The 16969-nt window shown below is 44.2% G+C and carries 21 protein-coding genes; 6 read left to right on the top strand and 15 right to left on the bottom strand.

Going from position 1 to position 16969, the window contains the following annotated elements:
• Nucleotides 1-35 precede the first annotated feature (35 nt).
• Nucleotides 36-620: a hypothetical protein gene (locus ACIZ62_RS09035; RefSeq protein WP_414151798.1), complete on the top strand. Its 585-nt coding sequence runs from the start codon at nucleotides 36-38 to the stop codon at nucleotides 618-620.
• A gap of 70 nt (nucleotides 621-690) precedes the next feature.
• Here ACIZ62_RS09035 and eutL read toward each other — a convergent pair whose 3' ends face one another.
• The 15 genes from eutL to ACIZ62_RS09110 all read right to left on the bottom strand — a co-directional run bounded on the left by eutL (nucleotide 691) and on the right by ACIZ62_RS09110 (nucleotide 13507).
• Nucleotides 691-1335, bottom strand: a complete 645-nt coding sequence (gene eutL / locus ACIZ62_RS09040) for an ethanolamine utilization microcompartment protein EutL (protein WP_111886985.1) — start codon at nucleotides 1333-1335, stop codon at nucleotides 691-693.
• A gap of 143 nt (nucleotides 1336-1478) precedes the next feature.
• Nucleotides 1479-2270: an acetyl-CoA carboxylase carboxyltransferase subunit alpha gene (locus ACIZ62_RS09045; protein ID WP_111886984.1), complete on the bottom strand. Its 792-nt coding sequence runs from the start codon at nucleotides 2268-2270 to the stop codon at nucleotides 1479-1481.
• On the bottom strand, nucleotides 2257-3144 hold the full coding sequence (gene accD / locus ACIZ62_RS09050; protein WP_111886983.1) for an acetyl-CoA carboxylase, carboxyltransferase subunit beta: 888 nt from the start codon (nucleotides 3142-3144) through the stop codon (nucleotides 2257-2259). The genes ACIZ62_RS09045 and accD overlap by 14 nt, the downstream gene beginning before the upstream one ends.
• Nucleotides 3145-3159: 15 nt before the next feature.
• On the bottom strand, nucleotides 3160-4512 hold the full coding sequence (gene accC / locus ACIZ62_RS09055) for an acetyl-CoA carboxylase biotin carboxylase subunit (RefSeq protein ID WP_414151799.1): 1353 nt from the start codon (nucleotides 4510-4512) through the stop codon (nucleotides 3160-3162).
• Nucleotides 4513-4523: 11 nt separating this feature from the next.
• Entirely contained in the window at nucleotides 4524-4940 is a 417-nt protein-coding gene (gene fabZ / locus ACIZ62_RS09060; RefSeq protein ID WP_111886982.1) for a 3-hydroxyacyl-ACP dehydratase FabZ, read from the bottom strand.
• A gap of 139 nt (nucleotides 4941-5079) precedes the next feature.
• Nucleotides 5080-5553 (bottom strand): acetyl-CoA carboxylase biotin carboxyl carrier protein, encoded by a 474-nt coding sequence (gene accB / locus ACIZ62_RS09065; protein WP_414151800.1) that lies wholly within the window; start codon nucleotides 5551-5553, stop codon nucleotides 5080-5082.
• A gap of 3 nt (nucleotides 5554-5556) precedes the next feature.
• The gene (gene fabF / locus ACIZ62_RS09070) at nucleotides 5557-6807 is read right to left on the bottom strand and encodes a beta-ketoacyl-ACP synthase II (protein WP_414151801.1); all 1251 of its coding nucleotides are present in this window, start codon (nucleotides 6805-6807) and stop codon (nucleotides 5557-5559) included.
• 9 nt (nucleotides 6808-6816) lie between these two features.
• Nucleotides 6817-7557: a 3-oxoacyl-[acyl-carrier-protein] reductase gene (gene fabG / locus ACIZ62_RS09075; RefSeq protein WP_414151802.1), complete on the bottom strand. Its 741-nt coding sequence runs from the start codon at nucleotides 7555-7557 to the stop codon at nucleotides 6817-6819.
• Nucleotides 7551-8492 carry an ACP S-malonyltransferase gene (locus ACIZ62_RS09080; RefSeq protein ID WP_111886978.1) on the bottom strand — a complete coding sequence of 314 codons (942 nt, stop codon included), beginning with the start codon at nucleotides 8490-8492 and terminating at the stop codon, nucleotides 7551-7553. Before ACIZ62_RS09080 ends, fabG begins: the two co-directional genes overlap by 7 nt.
• Entirely contained in the window at nucleotides 8480-9427 is a 948-nt protein-coding gene (locus ACIZ62_RS09085; RefSeq protein ID WP_111886977.1) for a nitronate monooxygenase, read from the bottom strand. The genes ACIZ62_RS09080 and ACIZ62_RS09085 overlap by 13 nt, the downstream gene beginning before the upstream one ends.
• Before the next feature lie 10 nt (nucleotides 9428-9437).
• Nucleotides 9438-9659, bottom strand: a complete 222-nt coding sequence (locus tag ACIZ62_RS09090; protein WP_162624396.1) for an acyl carrier protein — start codon at nucleotides 9657-9659, stop codon at nucleotides 9438-9440.
• A 154-nt stretch (nucleotides 9660-9813) separates the two neighbouring features.
• The gene (locus tag ACIZ62_RS09095) at nucleotides 9814-10788 is read right to left on the bottom strand and encodes a beta-ketoacyl-ACP synthase III (RefSeq protein ID WP_111886975.1); all 975 of its coding nucleotides are present in this window, start codon (nucleotides 10786-10788) and stop codon (nucleotides 9814-9816) included.
• 15 nt (nucleotides 10789-10803) lie between these two features.
• Nucleotides 10804-11286 (bottom strand): MarR family winged helix-turn-helix transcriptional regulator, encoded by a 483-nt coding sequence (locus ACIZ62_RS09100; protein ID WP_111886974.1) that lies wholly within the window; start codon nucleotides 11284-11286, stop codon nucleotides 10804-10806.
• A 141-nt stretch (nucleotides 11287-11427) separates the two neighbouring features.
• Entirely contained in the window at nucleotides 11428-12501 is a 1074-nt protein-coding gene (locus tag ACIZ62_RS09105) for an NAD(P)H-dependent flavin oxidoreductase (RefSeq protein ID WP_414151803.1), read from the bottom strand.
• Between the two features lie 76 nt (nucleotides 12502-12577).
• Nucleotides 12578-13507: a DMT family transporter gene (locus ACIZ62_RS09110; protein WP_111886972.1), complete on the bottom strand. Its 930-nt coding sequence runs from the start codon at nucleotides 13505-13507 to the stop codon at nucleotides 12578-12580.
• Nucleotides 13508-13635: 128 nt separating this feature from the next.
• Here ACIZ62_RS09110 and ACIZ62_RS09115 point away from each other — a divergent pair, with 128 nt between their 5' ends.
• Genes ACIZ62_RS09115 through recO form a run of 5 tightly spaced genes read left to right on the top strand, consistent with a single transcriptional unit; the run spans nucleotide 13636 to nucleotide 16953 of the window.
• On the top strand, nucleotides 13636-14340 hold the full coding sequence (locus tag ACIZ62_RS09115; protein ID WP_111886971.1) for a histidine phosphatase family protein: 705 nt from the start codon (nucleotides 13636-13638) through the stop codon (nucleotides 14338-14340).
• Nucleotides 14341-14358: 18 nt separating this feature from the next.
• Complete coding sequence (gene ybeY, locus ACIZ62_RS09120) at nucleotides 14359-14826, top strand: rRNA maturation RNase YbeY (RefSeq protein ID WP_111886970.1); 468 nt, start codon at nucleotides 14359-14361, stop codon at nucleotides 14824-14826.
• Between the two features lie 29 nt (nucleotides 14827-14855).
• Complete coding sequence (locus ACIZ62_RS09125; protein WP_414151804.1) at nucleotides 14856-15257, top strand: diacylglycerol kinase family protein; 402 nt, start codon at nucleotides 14856-14858, stop codon at nucleotides 15255-15257.
• 20 nt (nucleotides 15258-15277) lie between these two features.
• Nucleotides 15278-16174 carry a GTPase Era gene (era, locus tag ACIZ62_RS09130; RefSeq protein ID WP_414151805.1) on the top strand — a complete coding sequence of 299 codons (897 nt, stop codon included), beginning with the start codon at nucleotides 15278-15280 and terminating at the stop codon, nucleotides 16172-16174.
• 20 nt (nucleotides 16175-16194) lie between these two features.
• Nucleotides 16195-16953: a DNA repair protein RecO gene (gene recO, locus ACIZ62_RS09135; protein WP_414151806.1), complete on the top strand. Its 759-nt coding sequence runs from the start codon at nucleotides 16195-16197 to the stop codon at nucleotides 16951-16953.
• Nucleotides 16954-16969: the final 16 nt, after the last annotated feature.

The following is a 16969-nucleotide window of genomic DNA, read 5'->3' on the forward strand; positions in this document are numbered from 1 at the left end:
TTATGATAAAATAAAATAAAAAGGATGTGAGCGCAATGGCAAAGTATTGTCCAAAATGTTATGCCGGTATCGGTGCAGATGATGCAGTGTGTAGTAATTGTGGAAATGTGTTGAAGGAAAATACCAGTGAGATAGAAGATTTCACGGCAGGTGTTTTCGATAATGAAAATATTTCTCAGGATGTTACCGGAAAAGAAATTCCTGGTGAAATCTCAAATGAAGAAATCTTATCTCACGAAATTGTCGAGGATGAAATCATTGCTGATGGTATTGTTGAGGAAGAAATCATTGTCTCGGAAACGATCATAACCACTCCAGATCCTGCTCAGACCTCGTCACAATATCAGGCTCCACCGGAACGTCAGGCGGCCTCGGAAAATTCCGAAGTGCCCATGACCCTGGGTGACTGGATGCTGACGCTGCTGTTGCTGTACATACCAATCGTCAATATTGTGATGCTGATTATCTGGAGTGTTGATTCCAAAACTAGTACCACAAAAAAACACTTTGCTTGGGCAACCTTGATCTTTATGGGAATTGGCATTGTTCTTGCCATCATTTTTTCTAGCATTGTGGTGGCCATTGTTGCTTCAATGATGCAATCCATGTACTATTATTAAAACTTATCCCGATCAAACAAAAGAACCGTCAACTGGCGGTTCTTTTGTTTGTATTAATATAAGGTGGGGATCAGTAATCAACTGGATCTTCCACGCAGCCAATAATGGCGTTTTTAAATGCTTCACAAGCGGTTCGGCAATTGGATTGGGTACCGGTGAGGATGGCACCGCTCAGATTTGAATTAGTCGGGGGACTAAAAAATTTCACAACTTCCACATCGGCAACCGTTAAGGCTTCATCGATACCGACAATCCCTTCAAGAGCTGGGGCAAAGAGGAACGCAATGGATGATCCGATTGGCAGGTCATAGGTTTTTGAAAAATACTTGCCGATTTTGGGTACCAGCTGGGCATAAATTAGGTTGCTGTCATCGTCATTGACGCTGTAGACGCTGGCCTTGTTTTCGGCATAGTCCCGGATATAACGAAGTCCGCTTTCTACGTCAGACACGGTGGGTCCGGTGATGACACCAAAAACCTGACCATCATTAATTCCAGCACCGGACCCGTAAAGGGTTTTAATGTATACAACATCGACATTCGAGGTTTTGGTGGCTTCATCGGCAGCGCAATAGCCGACACCATCGTATTGGGTGGTAAAAATGCCAATATCAATGCAACCCTCCGGTAAATCAAACTCTTCCAACATGATGTCTTCAACAGCGGTTAGCATTTTACTATAAACAAGTTCGCATTTAATTCGATCTCCAGTCATGGCATCATCTCCTTTTTTGAATTTTATACAAATTTTTACTGATGATTCATAATATCATTATTTTGGCTCTGGGTAAATAAAAAAAAAGCAGAACAATGGGTAGTTTATCTGCTTTTTTCTGGTTTGCTCGTGTTTTTAAATAATTATTCGGAATGGGTTTCAATCGCGCCATATTTACGAAAGCGTTGGTAACGGTGTTCCGTCAATTGTTCAGGAACAAGAGCCTGATATTTTTGAAAGCTTTTATATAAACCGATCTTCAGTTCTCGATAGACGTTTTTAAAATCTCGATGGTTTTCAGAAATAATTTTATCAACAACCTGGAGCTCATACAAATCCTGAGCGGTTAGTTTTAGACACTTTGCTGCTTCTTTTGATTTTGAGGCATCCTTCCAGAGAATAGTGGCACAGCCTTCTGGAGAGATCACTGAATAAATGGCATTTTCCAGCATCCAGACCTCATCAGCCACACCTAAAGCCAGAGCACCGCCACTACCACCTTCGCCAATTACAATGGACAGGATTGGTACCGTAAGGCTCATCATTTCCATCAGATTTTTAGCAATAGCATGCCCTTGCCCTCGTTCTTCAGCACCGATGCCACAAAATGCGCCAGAGGTATCGATCAGACAGACAATTGGACGATTGAATTTCTCCGCCAGCTTCATCTGCCGCAGAGCTTTTCGGTAGCCTTCGGGATGGGAAGATCCGAAATTTCGCTTGACCCGTGATTTAGTATTTTTTCCCCGTTCCTGGGCAATAACGGTAACCGGCAAGTCCATCAGAAATCCCAGGCCGGTAATCATCGCGGGATCATCACCAAAACAGCGGTCGCCGTGCAGTTCGATAAAATCGGTGAACAGATTATCGATGAAATCCTGACCAGTGGGACGGCTTTTCTTCCGGGCTAGTGCGACACGTTTATATGCTTCCATTTTTATTACCGCCTTTGGGGTTTTCGTGAAGGATCAATAGCCGCTTCACCGTTTCTTTTTGGATACTACGGGGTACAATCGCATCTACAAATCCTTTTTCAAGTAAAAATTCAGCCCGCTGAAATCCTTTTGGTAACCGCTGCCGTATGGTTTGTTCAATAACCCGGGGACCGGCAAAGGCAATCAAAGCTTCGGGTTCGGCCAAAATAATATCACCTTCCATGGCAAAACTGGCAGTAACACCACCGGTGGTCGGGTCGGTGAGGATGGTAAGATAGAGCAGACCGGCATCACTGTGACGTTTGACCGCACCGCTGGTCTTAGCCATCTGCATCAGGGCCAACATCCCTTCCTGCATTCGGGCCCCACCGGAAACGGTATAGCCAAGCACCGGAAGACAATGCGAACGGGCATATTCAAAGATCAGGGTGATTTTTTCACCCACCACCTGCCCCATGCTCCCCATCATAAAGGTGGCTTCCATCACAAATAGAGCCACCTCCCGATTGTCTATTTTTCCAGTTCCAATGATAACGCCTTCATTTTCGTGACTGAACAGGGTAGCCTGCTCCAGCTTTTCATCGTATCCGGGAAATTCCAGTCGATTGAATGAGGATAACTCATGATGCTGTTCGACAAAAGTATCCGGATCAACAATCATATTTAGGCGTTGTCTGGCATTGATGCGAAAATGGTGACCGCATTTGGGGCAGACGTGGAAGTTATTTTCTAAATCTGACGTGAAGCTCAATTGTTTACAGGATGGACAGCTTCGGCACAGTTCCGAAGGAATGGCCGGGTCTGTTTTACGTTTGATCCGATGCTGGGCTTCAAGTTCATTCTTGGGTTTTTTAAATAGACTTTTACTTAGCATTTAAAACCTCCATTTCTATTCGGATAAGGGTTTACCAAATTCATTTTCCATAAAATCTGTATAATAGTCGCCCTTAATAAATAAGGGATGACTGAGAATATCTAATTGTACCTGGCTGGTGTGGTCGATCCCTTCAATCACCAGCTCGCACAAGGCGGCCTTCATTTTCCGGATCGTCAGCTCACGGGTTTTGGAATGGACAATCAGCTTGCCAACCATGGAATCGTAATACGGAGGAATCGAATAGCCTTGATAGAGTAGGGTATCAAAACGAACCCAGGGTCCTCCGGGAACATGCAGAAATTCAATGGTTCCGCAGTTGGGTCTAAAATCCAGTAGCGGATTTTCAGCATTGATTCGGCATTCGATGGCATGACCATGAATGTACACATCTTGCTGAGAAAATGTCAGCGGCAATCCAGCGGCAATCCGGATCTGCCATTTGACAATATCTACTCCAGTAACCATTTCAGTAATTGGATGTTCAACCTGCAATCGGGTGTTCATTTCCATAAAATAAAAATGGCCGTGCATATCCATTAAAAATTCGATGGTACCGGCATTTTCATAACCTATGGCCAGCGCGGCCTGACGGGAAACGTCCATCATAGCAGTGCGAATTTCCGGAGTCAGTGATGGTGAAGGACTTTCTTCCAGTAATTTCTGATTTTTGCGTTGAATGGAGCATTCCCGTTCGCCTAAGGCAACAACATGTTGATGCTGATCACAAAGCAATTGAATTTCGATATGCTTTACCCGGGTTAAAAACTTTTCCAGATAAACCCCATCGTCATTAAAAGCGTTTTGCGCTTCTTGTCTGGCCAGGGAATACTCATTTAAAAAATCTTCAGATCGTTCGACCAAACGGATTCCCTTGCCACCACCGCCAGAACGGGCTTTGACTAGCAGGGGATAGCCAATTTCATCAGCTCTTTGATGCGCCTCATCCGGATCGTTTAAAATATCGGTACCGGGAACAATTGGTACTCCAGCAGCGGCCATGGTAGCGCGGGCCTGATCTTTGTCGCCCATTTTCTGAATGATTTCCCAGTTTGGTCCAACAAAAGCGATACCGCATTGGGTGCACAAACGAGCGAACTTGGGGTTTTCTGAAAGCAGTCCGTAGCCGGGATGGATGGCTTCCGCTCCGGTTAATACCGCTGCCGATAAAATTGCCGAAATGTTCAGATAAGAGTCTGAGACTGCCGCCGGTCCAATACAAATACTTTCATCGGCTAGGCTCACATGCAGACTATTTTCATCGGCGGTGGAAAAGACTGCAACGGTGGCGACACCCATTTCTTTACAGGCACGGATAATCCGCAGCGCAATTTCGCCCCGGTTAGCTATGAGGATCTTAGAAAACACGGCTTTCCTCCTTACTCAATCAGGGCAAAAGAGAATTCTCCTACCACTGCGATCTTGCCATTCACTGAACCGGAACCGCTGGCAAAATAAAAAGGCGGTTTGGATCTCGTAATGGTGCAGGTGATTTCAATGGTATCACCGGGAAAGACCTTTTCTTTGAATTTTACCTTATTCAAACTGGTAAAGTAGGGCGTCTTATTGGCACCACCCAGGTCTGCCAGTAAGACGCAGCTGGTCTGGGCAATAATTTCGCAAAGAATAACACCGGGCACTACCGGATTGCCGGGAAAATGTCCCTGCAAAAAAAACTCGTCGCCGGTTACGGTGTAGCGCCCAGTGGCGGTGGTGTTATCTATTTTCTCAGCCTCGTCAATCAGGAGCATGGGCTCCCGGTGTGGCAGGATCTTTTTTAATTCATCACGTTTCATTCTGATTTCCTTCTGAAATTTTATAAAAATTCCGTTTAGTAATTTTTTAGACCGTTAACAAAATTTGGCCGTACCGATCATGATCGGTACGGTCAGATTAACAATTGGTCGGTACGGAGCTAGTAACTCTGTCTAAAATCTAGTCTTCAACGATGCGATAGAGGACCTGACCGAATTCAACGACTTGGCCGTTGCCGACGCATACTTCCATAATGGTTCCGGGAGTTTCGGCGGTAATTTCGTTCATCAGCTTCATCGCTTCAATAATACACAGGGTATCGCCTTCGGAAAAGCTCTGCCCCTTGGTCACATAAGCTGGTTTATCCGGCTGACTGCTTTGGTAAAAGACACCAACCATGGGGGATTTTATTTCTTTCCAATGGGCAGTATCAGTGATATCAATGGCATCGGCTGCCACGGGCTGGGTATGATGGGGCAGTGGCTCCATTGCTGCCATCCGGGGTTCCTGATAGGTAATCCCAGATGGTTGCATCGAACCGATTTCCCGTTTTATTTCGATTTTCAGGTTTCCCTGATCAAGGACCAGACTGGTGAGTTTTTCTTCAGACATGATTCTTGCCAGCGCCTGAAGTGTTTCTATATTTAATTCCATCTCTTATTCTCCTGCATATCTAACAAATGCCAGACAACCATTGTGACCACCAAAACCAAGGGAGATTGATAGAGCAATATCACTCTGGACGTCTCGTTTTTCATTGGGGACATAATCCAGATCACAATCTGGATCAGCTTCCTGATAACCTATGGTGGGGGGAATAATGCCATCTCTCAAGGCCATCACTGAAGCGATCGCTTCAATGGCACCCGCTGCCCCCAACATATGGCCAGTCATTGATTTGGTGGAGCTGACCAGCGTTCGATTGAGATGTTCACCCAAGGCATTTTTAATAGCAATGGTTTCTGATTTATCGTTAAGTGGGGTGCTGGTACCATGAGCGTTTACATAAATCTGAGATTGCTCAAATTTAATGCCCGAACTGACCGCCTCCGCCATAGCCAGGCTGATGGCTCGGGTGCCACCGATGGCGTCGGGATGGGGGGCAGTAATGTGATAGGCATCACAGGTATTCCCGTAGCCGACAACTTCGCCGTAAATTTTCGCGCCGCGGTTCAGGGCGGATTCCAGATCTTCTAATACCAGTGCACCAGCGCCTTCACCCATAACAAAACCGCTACGGTTTTTGTCAAAGGGAATGGAGGCCCGGGTGGGATCGTTAACGGTAGTCAAAGCCGTTAAATTAGTAAAGCCGGCCACCGACAAAGGAGAAATACTGGCTTCAGTGCCGCCGGCAATAATGGCATCGGCATAACCGTGCTTAATACTTCGAAATGCTTCTCCAATGGAATGGGTACCCGTGGCACAGGCTGTGACAATCGGTAGACAGGGTCCCTGGGCATTATAACGAATGGCGATGGTTCCCGCAGCGATATTTGAAATCATCATTGGGATGAAAAAAGGCGAAATCCGGCCAGGGCCTTTGGTATCCATTTTATGGCATTCATCAATAAAGGTGTGAATACCGCCGATGCCGGAACCCATATAAACACCCAGTCGGGTGGGGTCCACATACGCCTGGACACCACTGTCTTCCATTGCCTGGACAGCTGCGCCAATGCCGTATTGGGTAAATAGGTCAGTTTTTCGGATTTCATTCTTTTTAATATAGTCAAGGGGTTCAAAATCATGAACCTCACCTGCAATTTTCACTTTTAGGTCGGTGGTATCAAATTTCTTAATAAAGTCAATGCCGCATCTTCCGTTTTTTAGGTTTTCCCAAAAACGTTCTACAGTGCTACCCACTGGAGAAACAGCACCACATCCTGTTATAACAACTCGTCGATTCATTGATTACTCCTAAATATAGAGACCGCCATCAACTTTAATGACTTCTCCTGTAATATAGCCTGATAAATCGCTACTTAAATATACGCAGAGATTGGCAATATCATCTGCCTGTCCCAAACGTTTTAAGGGAATTTGTTTAATAATCTCTTCTTTAATTTCGGGTTTTAATTCTTTGGTCATATCAGTGTCGATAAAACCTGGAGCAATGGCATTACAGGTGATTCCTCGCATGGCCATTTCTTTAGCAGTGGACTTGGTCAGACCGATAAGACCGGCTTTGGCAGCGGCGTAATTGCATTGGCCCACATTGCCCATTAAGCCTGAAACTGAGGAGATATTGATAATTCGACCTTTGCGCTGCTTGAGCAGGTAAGTGCCGACGTGCTTGGTCATGTTGAAGGCACCTTTTAAATTGGTGTTAATGACACTATCAAAATCAGTTTCCTTCATGGCGATTAACAGCTTGTCATTAGTAATTCCAGCATTGTTCACCAGGATATCTAATCCATCAAAATCCTTAATAACCTGGGCAACCAGTTCTTTAGTGGCGTTAAAATCGGACACGTCACATTGATAGCTTTTGGCCTGCACACCCAAAGCCTGCAGTTCATTGATGGTCAGTAGCGCATTAGTTTGGCTACCACGGTACATAATGGCCACATTTCCATGGGCCTGGGCAATTTTAAGGGCGATGGCCCGTCCAATTCCTTTTGCACCACCTGTAATGAGTGCAGTTTTTCCTGTTAACATACAAAAGACCATTCCTTTCCGGCATTCTTTGCTTCGAGATAATCGGTTAGTACCGTTTCAACATGATAATAGAGGACTGATTTGTCAATTTTTTTTAAGAATCCACCCAGGGTTTTGCCGGGACCGCATTCAATAAAGGTGGTAAATCCGTCTGCGATCATGTTGCGCATCGTTTGTTCCCACAATACGGGATGATTGATTTGATGAAGAATATAATCACGGATCTCCACTGGAGATTCAGGATAGGGTTTAGCATAAGCGTTGGAATAAAGGGGAATGGAACCCGCTGAAAATGTCAATTCATAGATCTTTTTTTCCAGCAGCTTGGTTGCATAGGTCATAAAAGGGGAGTGGAAACCGCCAGATATAGTCAAGGGGATACCCCGACCGCCCAGTTCTTTCGCACGGATTAAAAACGCTTCCTGATCATCCCGAAGCATGGCGACAACCAGCTGCCCAGGGCAATTGTAATTAACCGGGTAGCATTGGCTGAATTCTTTGCAGAGTGCTTCCACCGTGGCATTATCAAGTTTTAAAACGGCCACCATGGACGCCGGTGTCATCTGAGACGCTTCATCCATAGCTTGACCACGCTTTTTAACAAACTTTAATCCATCTGCCATAGACAAGACGCCGGAGGCTACCAGACCGCTTACCTCTCCCAGTGAGAACCCAGCGATACCCTGAACTTCGACCCCAACACATTTTAAAGCCGTCAGTGCCGCCAGCTCCACTGCAAAAATACAAGGCTGGGTATTCAGGGTTTGATTGAGCGCTTTCGCAGGCCCTTCAAAGCAAAGTGTCGAGGTGCCCGGATGAACGGCATCAACCTGGTCAAAAATTTCCCGTGCGCATTGGCTAAGTTCATAAAGGGGTTTGCCCATTCCGACAAACTGTGAACCTTGACCGGGGAAGAGCAGTGCTATTTTACCCATTTTGTTCCTCCTTTTAAAACTGTTTCTGTTTCATCAGCCAGTGTTAAAATGATTTCCTTCACGCTTTGTTTTTCTTTAATCATTCCTGCAATCTGACCAGCCATGAAGCAACCTTTTAGAGAATCACCTTCCTGAGCGGCAATGCGAAGCGCACCCCGACCGTATTCTTCCAGAACTTCTGGCGGCGTCGTAGGATCATTTTCCGCTTTAATGAAGTCTTTAGAAAAGGTTGTTTTTAGAGAACGAACCGGATGACCCAATGACCGGCCGCTAAGGGTGGTATCAATATCTTTGGCTTTAATAATTTTATCTTTATAATTTTCATGGATGTTGGTTTCGTGGGCGACTAAAAAACGGGTGCCCAACTGAACCCCTAATGCTCCCAGCATTAACGCGGCGGCGATGCCCCGACCATCGCCAATGCCGCCGGCAGCAATGACCGGAATCGAAACCACGTCACAGACCTGGGGAATTAAGGGTAGGGTAGACATCTCGCCGACGTGTCCACCGGATTCGCCGCCTTCGGCAATGACCGCTGTGGCTCCAGCCCGTTCAGAAAAGCGGGCCAATCCGGTGGAAGGTACCACCGGAATAACTTTGATACCGGCTTCAATCCATAGCTTCATGAATTTACCTGGATTTCCGGCACCGGTTGTGACAACCGGAACCTTTTCGTCAATCAGAACCTGTGCAATTTTATCCACATGGGGATTCATCAGCATAACATTGACCCCAAAAGGTTTATCAGTCAGGCTTTTGGCCTTTTTAATTTCACTGCGTAGCCAATTCTCATCGGCGTTCATTGACGAAATAATCCCTAAACCACCTGCATTTGACACGGCAGCCGCAAGCTGAGCATCGGATATCCACGCCATTCCTCCCTGAAGAATGGGAAATTCAATGTTTAAAAGATCGCAGAGTGGTGTTTTTATCATACTATTTCACCTAAACGATTGCTTTTTCAATCAGCGTTACCACATCACCAATGGTCTTAATTTCGCCATCCATTTCAATGCTGGTATCAAAGGCTTCTTCAATTTCCATGACCAGCTCCACGGTATCCAGAGAATCCAGTTCCAGTTCTTCGAATGTTGAAGCTACTGTAACGGCTAAATCTTGTTCATCTTTGTAATTCCGTAAAATTTCCACTACTTTTTCTAATACCATTTGATTAATCCTCCTAAGATTATAAATAAATTTTTGATTGAGATCCCGTACCGACCAATTATTAATCTGTCGCATACAACATGATGTAACAATTGCCGGTACTATTTAAGAATTTAAGCTGAAGTCATTTTTAGTTATAATTTTACTAACAATATTACGCCATATAATGATCAGCCCATTCGATAACGCAGGCACCGGTTGTCAGACCTCCGCCGAAGGCGGTTAAGGCAATCCGGGTGCCGGGTTTAAAGGTGTTACTGCGGTTAAGTTCATCCAGCACCAGTGGGATGCTGGCGGCTGAGGTATTACCACAACCATTGACTCGCAGAACAAATTTATCCATTGGCAGTTTTAGGCGTTTGGCCGCTCCTTCGATAATCCGCAGGTTCGCTTGATGGGGAATGATGTAATCCAGATCGGCCAGTTCGATGCCGGCGGCTTTTGCCACTGAGCGTAAGTCACTGCAGATGGCAGCTACCGCAAAGCGATAAACTTCCGGCCCGTCCATCAGCAGATAGGGGGCTGGGTTGGTTTGGTTTTGGGTCAGGGGATGATTACCCTTAGGCCAGGGAATACTTAAGGCATGCTGATTTCCGACGGCGGTCAGCTGAATGGCTCTTAAGCTATTCCCGCTGGCCAGCACAGCGGCACCGGCACCGTCTCCGAAAAGTACAGCAGTAGCCCGATCTTGCCAGTCCACCAGCTTGGACATGGCGTCCACCGCAATGACCAGAATTTTTTGGTCATTATTCCGGGAAAAATAAGCGTCAGCCACATCAAGTCCATAGACAAAGCCGGAGCAAGCGGCATTGAGATCAAAGCTGGGGCAGGTTGCACCCAATTTTTCCTGAATCAAGCAGGCCAGGGAAGGGGTGACGGTATCACCGCCAAGGGTGGGGCAGATAATTAGATCAAGTTCTGCTGGTTTGATTTGGGCATTATCCAGGGCATTCACACTGGCTTCCAGAGCGATGTCTAAAATGGATTCTGCCACACAAATGTGTCGTGATTCGATGCCAGTTCTTGAAACGATCCATTCATTAGATGTATTAAGAAACTGGGCGAGGTCTTCATTGGTCTGAATTGTTCTTGGCAACGCAGAACCGGTTCCGATAATTGTAAAGGACATTTGTTCCTCCAAGCATCAAGGCTCAGACGTTTCATTTTCGTCAGATAATCTTGATAATTTATTTTTGAAAAAACCGTTTAATTTTTCCATACCGTGAATTAATACTTCTTTTTCGGCAACAGTCATTTCACTAGAAATATCTTTCACCATTTTTACATGAAAATACTGGTGGATTTTATCGATCCGTAAACCCTTATCGGTAAGTCGAACGTATACAACCCGTCCATCGGTATTACTCTTTTCTTTCTTTACATACCCTTTTTTAACCAATTTATTTATCGCCACCGTTACAGAAGGGAGGGTAATATTAAGACTTTGGGCAAGATCACTAATGGTTTTTCCATCATTTTTGTTTTTTCCCACATGCTCAATCAGATGCATTTCATTGATTGATAAATCAATATTCGTAGATTGCTTGAGTAAATTTTCTTCAAACTTTAAAATAGTATTGAATGTATCGACCAAAACGGCGTTGAGTTGGGAAGAAAAAGAGTCCAAGGGATCACCTCCATTATCGTTAGATTGTCTAACTAATTATAGCGCTAAAAAAGTATTTGTCAAGAAAAGTTCAGATATTAACTTTTTTCTTAGGGCATATTAAGACTTATAAGATCGCTAAATAAATGACTAAAGACCAGATTAGTGACTTAATTCTTTTGTCAATTCGTCAATTAAGGCTTCCACAGTTGTGATTTCAGTGATTTTATATGCATTAGCCCCGGAAAAAACATAGCCATTCTCCAGATCACCCTGTTTTCCGGCAATCAGAGCAAGGGCGATACAGTAGGGAGCCGTTTTAAAATCGCATGATTTTATGCAATTAATGGGACAATTAACAGGATGTCGCAGCCCTGCTTTAACCTCTTCCAGAAAGTGGTTATGAATTGCCCGGCCTGGCAAACCGGCGGGACTAACGATGATTTCAATATCGGATTGTTTGGCTTTGACAAGTGCTTCTTTAAAAACCGGGGAGGCATCGCATTCTTTAGTCGCCACGAATCGAGAACCAATTTGTGCGGCATCGGCACCAGCTTCCAGGGTATCCCGGACATCAGTGGCTGAGGTAATACCGCCACCGGCAATTAATGGGATTTGCCGCCCAACCAAATCTTCATAAGGTTTGATTTCTTCAAGCACGCCGGGAATCAGCGAGGGCAAGGCTTGTTGGGCCAGTCGTTCTGGGACAAGATCTTCAGGTTTAAAGCCTAAATGACCACCAGCCAAGGGGCCTTCCAGGACAATGGCATCTGGAGCAACTTCATAGTGACGCCACCAGTGTTTTAAAATCAGTTTGGCCACCCGTTTAGATGAAATAATTGGAGCAATTTTAGTTAAGGAATCGCGGGTCAGTTCTGGAAGGGTTAAAGGTAGACCCGCTCCGGCAAAAACAATGTCATAACCAGTTTGGACAGCATCTTTAACCAGTTGCTCGTATTGGGTTAAAGCCACCATAATATTTATCCCAATGGGGCGATTGCCAGATATTTCTTTGGCACGTTTAAAGTGGTCCTCCATGGCCTGTCGGTTGGCCGCTTTAGGATTTTTCTGGTAATTGGGGTAATTACTGCCCATTTCTACAGCAGAGACGACCCCGAGGCCACCAAATTTTGAGACGTATCCAGCCAACTTGGAAAGGGAAATACCAATCCCCATACCACCTTGGACAATGGGCTTTGAAAATTCGAGATTTCCAATATTAAATTGAGTTTTCAAAAAAAACCTCCTCTGCAATTTTTCTTGCAATTGGAGGTTATCATAGCATATAGGGAATTAATCTGTAAAGAAAAAGCTAAATCTCGGTCAGCTTTTCTGGATTTTTAGGTTTTGTTTTAAGAAATAGTTTCTTAAGAAAAGACCACTTGGTTTCAGCGGTAAGGATCCCCAAAAAAATCACTAGGCAGCCTAAGAACATCGTCAACGTAAACGTATCTCCAAGGATAATAATTGATAGAATACTTCCAAAAACGGCTTCCAGACTGAGGATAATAGCGGCATGAGTGGAATTGGTATATTTCTGAGCCACCGTTTGTCCCAAAAAGGCCAGAAAGGTACAGAATATCCCCAGATACAAGCCATTTAAAAGACCGGGCACAGGTATGTCTAGAGTAAACTCGCCCGAAATAAAAACGTAACCCAAAGAGACCACAGCAGCAAAGCAAAGTTGAATCACAGTCAGGGCAATGGGGTCATGCTGTTTTGAGTAAATGCCCACCACCACAATGTGACAGGCAAATAAAAAGGCACATAGCAACGTCAAAACATCCCCGGGATTGAAAGAAAAACCAACAGAAAAATCCATCGTCAGCAGGGCCAGACCTATCAGCATCGTAAAGGCTGCCACAAAATTGTAGTAATCAGGCCGTTGTTTTTTTACCGCCCAATAAATAAAGGGGACCATGATGACATTGGTGGCCGTCAGAAAAGCTTGCTTACCGGCAAGCATATATTGAAGTCCAATCATCTGGGCGGCAAAGGCGGTGAACAGAAAGAAGCCTATCATACAACCGGCCTTAATGGTTTCTTTAGAGATTTTTCTCAAATTTTTTCGAAAGATAAATCCGGATAGAAGGGCCGCTACCGTAAACCTGACCGCCATTAGCATTATCGGTGACATTGAACCAAGGGCGTTTTTCGAAGCGACAAAACCACTGCCCCAAACAAATGCCACGGCCACAAGACTAAGATCAGCGAAAAGAGATTTTTTTTTAGTTTTTTCCATGGTGACTTCCTTTCTCAGGTACTTTATTAATTATAACTAAAAAGATAGCGCTTGGCAAAAAAATTTGGTTTCCCTGATTAAAATGAGTTATAATAGAGAAAAGTTTAAAATTACATAAGGAAGAAAAAATGAAACTTATACTGGTAAGACATGTAGAAACATATGGAAACGTGGAGCATCGCCTCAACGGCCACACCGAATCAGACTATACTCCTCGGGGCGAGGCGATGAAGGTATTGTTGGTAGAAGAACTGATCGCCCTGAATGAGAAACTGTCATTTGACAAAATTTATGCTAGTCCAACCTCACGGGCATTGAAAATTGCTCAGGCAGTAGGTCAATCCACGGGTAAGGAGATTCAGGTGGATCATCGTCTCCGAGAGTTCAACTTTGGCATTTTCGAAGGCAAAACTCGGGATGAGTGCATTGAAATCTTCCAGACCGAATGGGATCAATGGATGTCGAGTTATATTGATTATGCTGTCCCTGAGGGTCAGAGCCAGCGGGAATATCATGATCTTTGCGCTGAATTTTTAGCAGAATTGAATGAAGGCGAAACAGTTTTAATGGTTGCCCATGGTGGAACCATTCACGGGATGCTCACCAATATGCTGAATTTACCGCTTGACTGTAAATGGCATTTTGACATTAAATTAGGAAGTATTACGATAATTGACTTTAACCATGGTTTCGGTATGCTCTCTCACATGACAACCCCACCTTATGATGAGTTAATCCCTGACCAGACGCCATTGACAGATGCTAAAAAATCTGCCATGCGATCAGCTGCAAGAGAAGAAGCGAAAGCGAAAGCGGCCACTAAAAAGAAATGAAACCGGAGAGGAAATAATATGCTTGTAGTCGCTTATGATAATCGCAGTGAGTTTGAAATTACAGACATCATCCTGGAAGAAATTGAAGACGCTATGATGCGGACACTCCTTGATCAAGAAATTGGAGTAGAGTGCGAAGTGAGTTTTTCATTTGTCAATACCACCGAAATAAAGGATCTAAACAGAGACTATCGGGGCAAAGATACGATTACCGATGTGCTGTCCTTTCCCATGCATGAGGATTTCATCCTTCATCGCGAAGCAATCATTAAAGATAATCCTTTTCTGCCTTTGCTGCTTGGAGATATTGTCATCTGTATCCAGCAGGCCGAAGCTCAAGCCAAGGAGTACGGAAACAGCCTAACCCGGGAGCTTTCTTATTTATCGGTGCATAGTGTTCTTCACCTGTTGGGCTATGACCATATGGAGGAGGACGAAAAATCCGAAATGAGACGCATCGAAAAGGAAATTATGGGTGACGACTAGATTACCCGTCCAACCTGAAACGTGTCGTCGTGTTTTATCCAAACAGTAAAAATCAGGAGGTGGGAGAGATTAGAAGAAAGTTAAAAAAGAGTTTTTCTTTTGCCGTTGAAGGTATTCTCTATACCCTTAAAACCCAGCCCAACATGCGGATTCACTTTGGTGTTGGACTTATCACCATTGCCTTTGGTTTTGTTTTTCAAATTGAAAGCTATGAATGGTTGTCATTAGTGATTATGATTGGATTTGTTTTTATCCTGGAGATCATCAATACAGCTATCGAAACCCTGGTGGATCTTTATACTGAGGAATACCATCATCTGGCCAAAGTTGCCAAGGATACAGCTGCAGGGGCTGTTATGGTGGCCGCAATTATGTCGGTTTGTGTGGGGCTAATTATCTTTTTACCAAAAATTATCAATTGGTTTTTTTAGCCAAAGAAAGAATGTGAACAATGAACGAAAACTTTAAATCCGGATTTATCAGCATCGTCGGTCGCCCAAATGTGGGGAAATCGACCTTGCTTAATAATATAATGGGAGAAAAGCTGGTGATTACCTCAGCTAAACCACAAACGACCCGAAATGCTATCCGTTGCATTTATACCGATGAACAGGCCCAGATGGTTTTTATTGATACCCCGGGGATGCACCGACCCAAAAACCGGTTAGGTGACTACATGCAAAAAGCCGCGGAAAATACTGTATCCGATGTGGATGTGGTTTTATATCTGGTCGAGCCGGAAACAAAAATCGGACCTGGGGATCAGTATATTCTGGAAAAACTAAAAGCCAGTAAGACACCGGTTATCTTAGTGATCAATAAAATTGATCTACTTCCCAAAGAGGATGTTTTAGTCACCATTGCGGCTTATCAAAAATATGATTTCCTCAACGCAATCATTCCCATTTCCGCGGTTTCGGGAGATGGGGTTAAAGAGCTTTTGAAACTCATTACTGGACTGCTTAGTCCGGGTCCGATGTTTTTCCCGGCCGATATGATCATTGACCAATCAGAGCGTTGGATTGTTCAGGAATTGATCCGCGAAAAACTTCTGAACCTTTTAAATGATGAGGTTCCCCACGGCATTGCGGTGGAAGTTACCACCATGAAACCCCGTAAGGGAAAGGATATCATTGACATTGAAGCCACCATTTTCTGTGAGCGAAAAACTCACAAGGGCATCCTGATCGGCAAAGGTGGCTCCATGCTGACCAAAATTGGTACTCAAGCCCGGAAAGATATTGAGTTTTTTCTGAAATCGCAGATCAATCTACAGCTATGGGTAAAGGTGCGATCCGATTGGCGGGATAAGAATTTTGATTTGAAAGATTTAGGCTATTTTGAATAAATCCTCTAGTTGGGAGAATTATGGCTCTGATTAAAACAAAAGGACTGGTCATTAAAGAACAGCCCTATAAAGAACAGGATAAAATTCTGACCATCTTCACCGAAGATGATGGTAAGATTCAATGTATTGCCCGTGGTGTCCGACGTCAGAAAAGTGGCCTTCTGGCCAGCACCCAGATCTTTGCCTATAGTGAATTTGTTTATTATCCCGGTAAGAATTTTGGCATCATCAATCAGTCCAATTTAATTGAGGCCTTTTATCCATTGCGGAATGATCTGACAAAAATGGCCTTGGCTTCTTATTTACTGGATCTGATGTATAATGCCTATGAATTTTTTCAGAAAAGCCCGGAAATTTTAAAACTACTCCTTCACGTATTGTTTTATATATCAGCTGGAACAGCAAAAAACGACCTGGTTCTGGTGGGCGCCTTTCAAATGAAACTAGTTAGTTATTTAGGCTACCGCCCAGGTCTAAAAACATGTATGATGTGTCAGAATGATCAAGATTTAAGCCTCTTCAGCATTGAAAACAATGGGGTCATTTGCAGTGACTGTCAGGAACCAACCGAGGGATACCTCTATAAGCTGAGCCCCACGATGTTAAAACTACTCCGGGATTTTTTAGGACAGCCGATCAAACAGCTAAAAGATCGGGAAGTAAGCACCGTCGAGGCGATAAAAATAAATGATCTGTTGGATCATTATATCGGTTACTGCATTGGAAAATCTTCCAAAGCTTATGCCTTTTATAAAACCATGCTCACCCCTCTGAATTAAAAAAAAACGTTAACAA

The sequence above is a fragment of the Acetobacterium carbinolicum genome (genome assembly GCF_047456275.1).
Classification (GTDB): Bacteria; Bacillota; Clostridia; order Eubacteriales; family Eubacteriaceae; genus Acetobacterium; species Acetobacterium carbinolicum.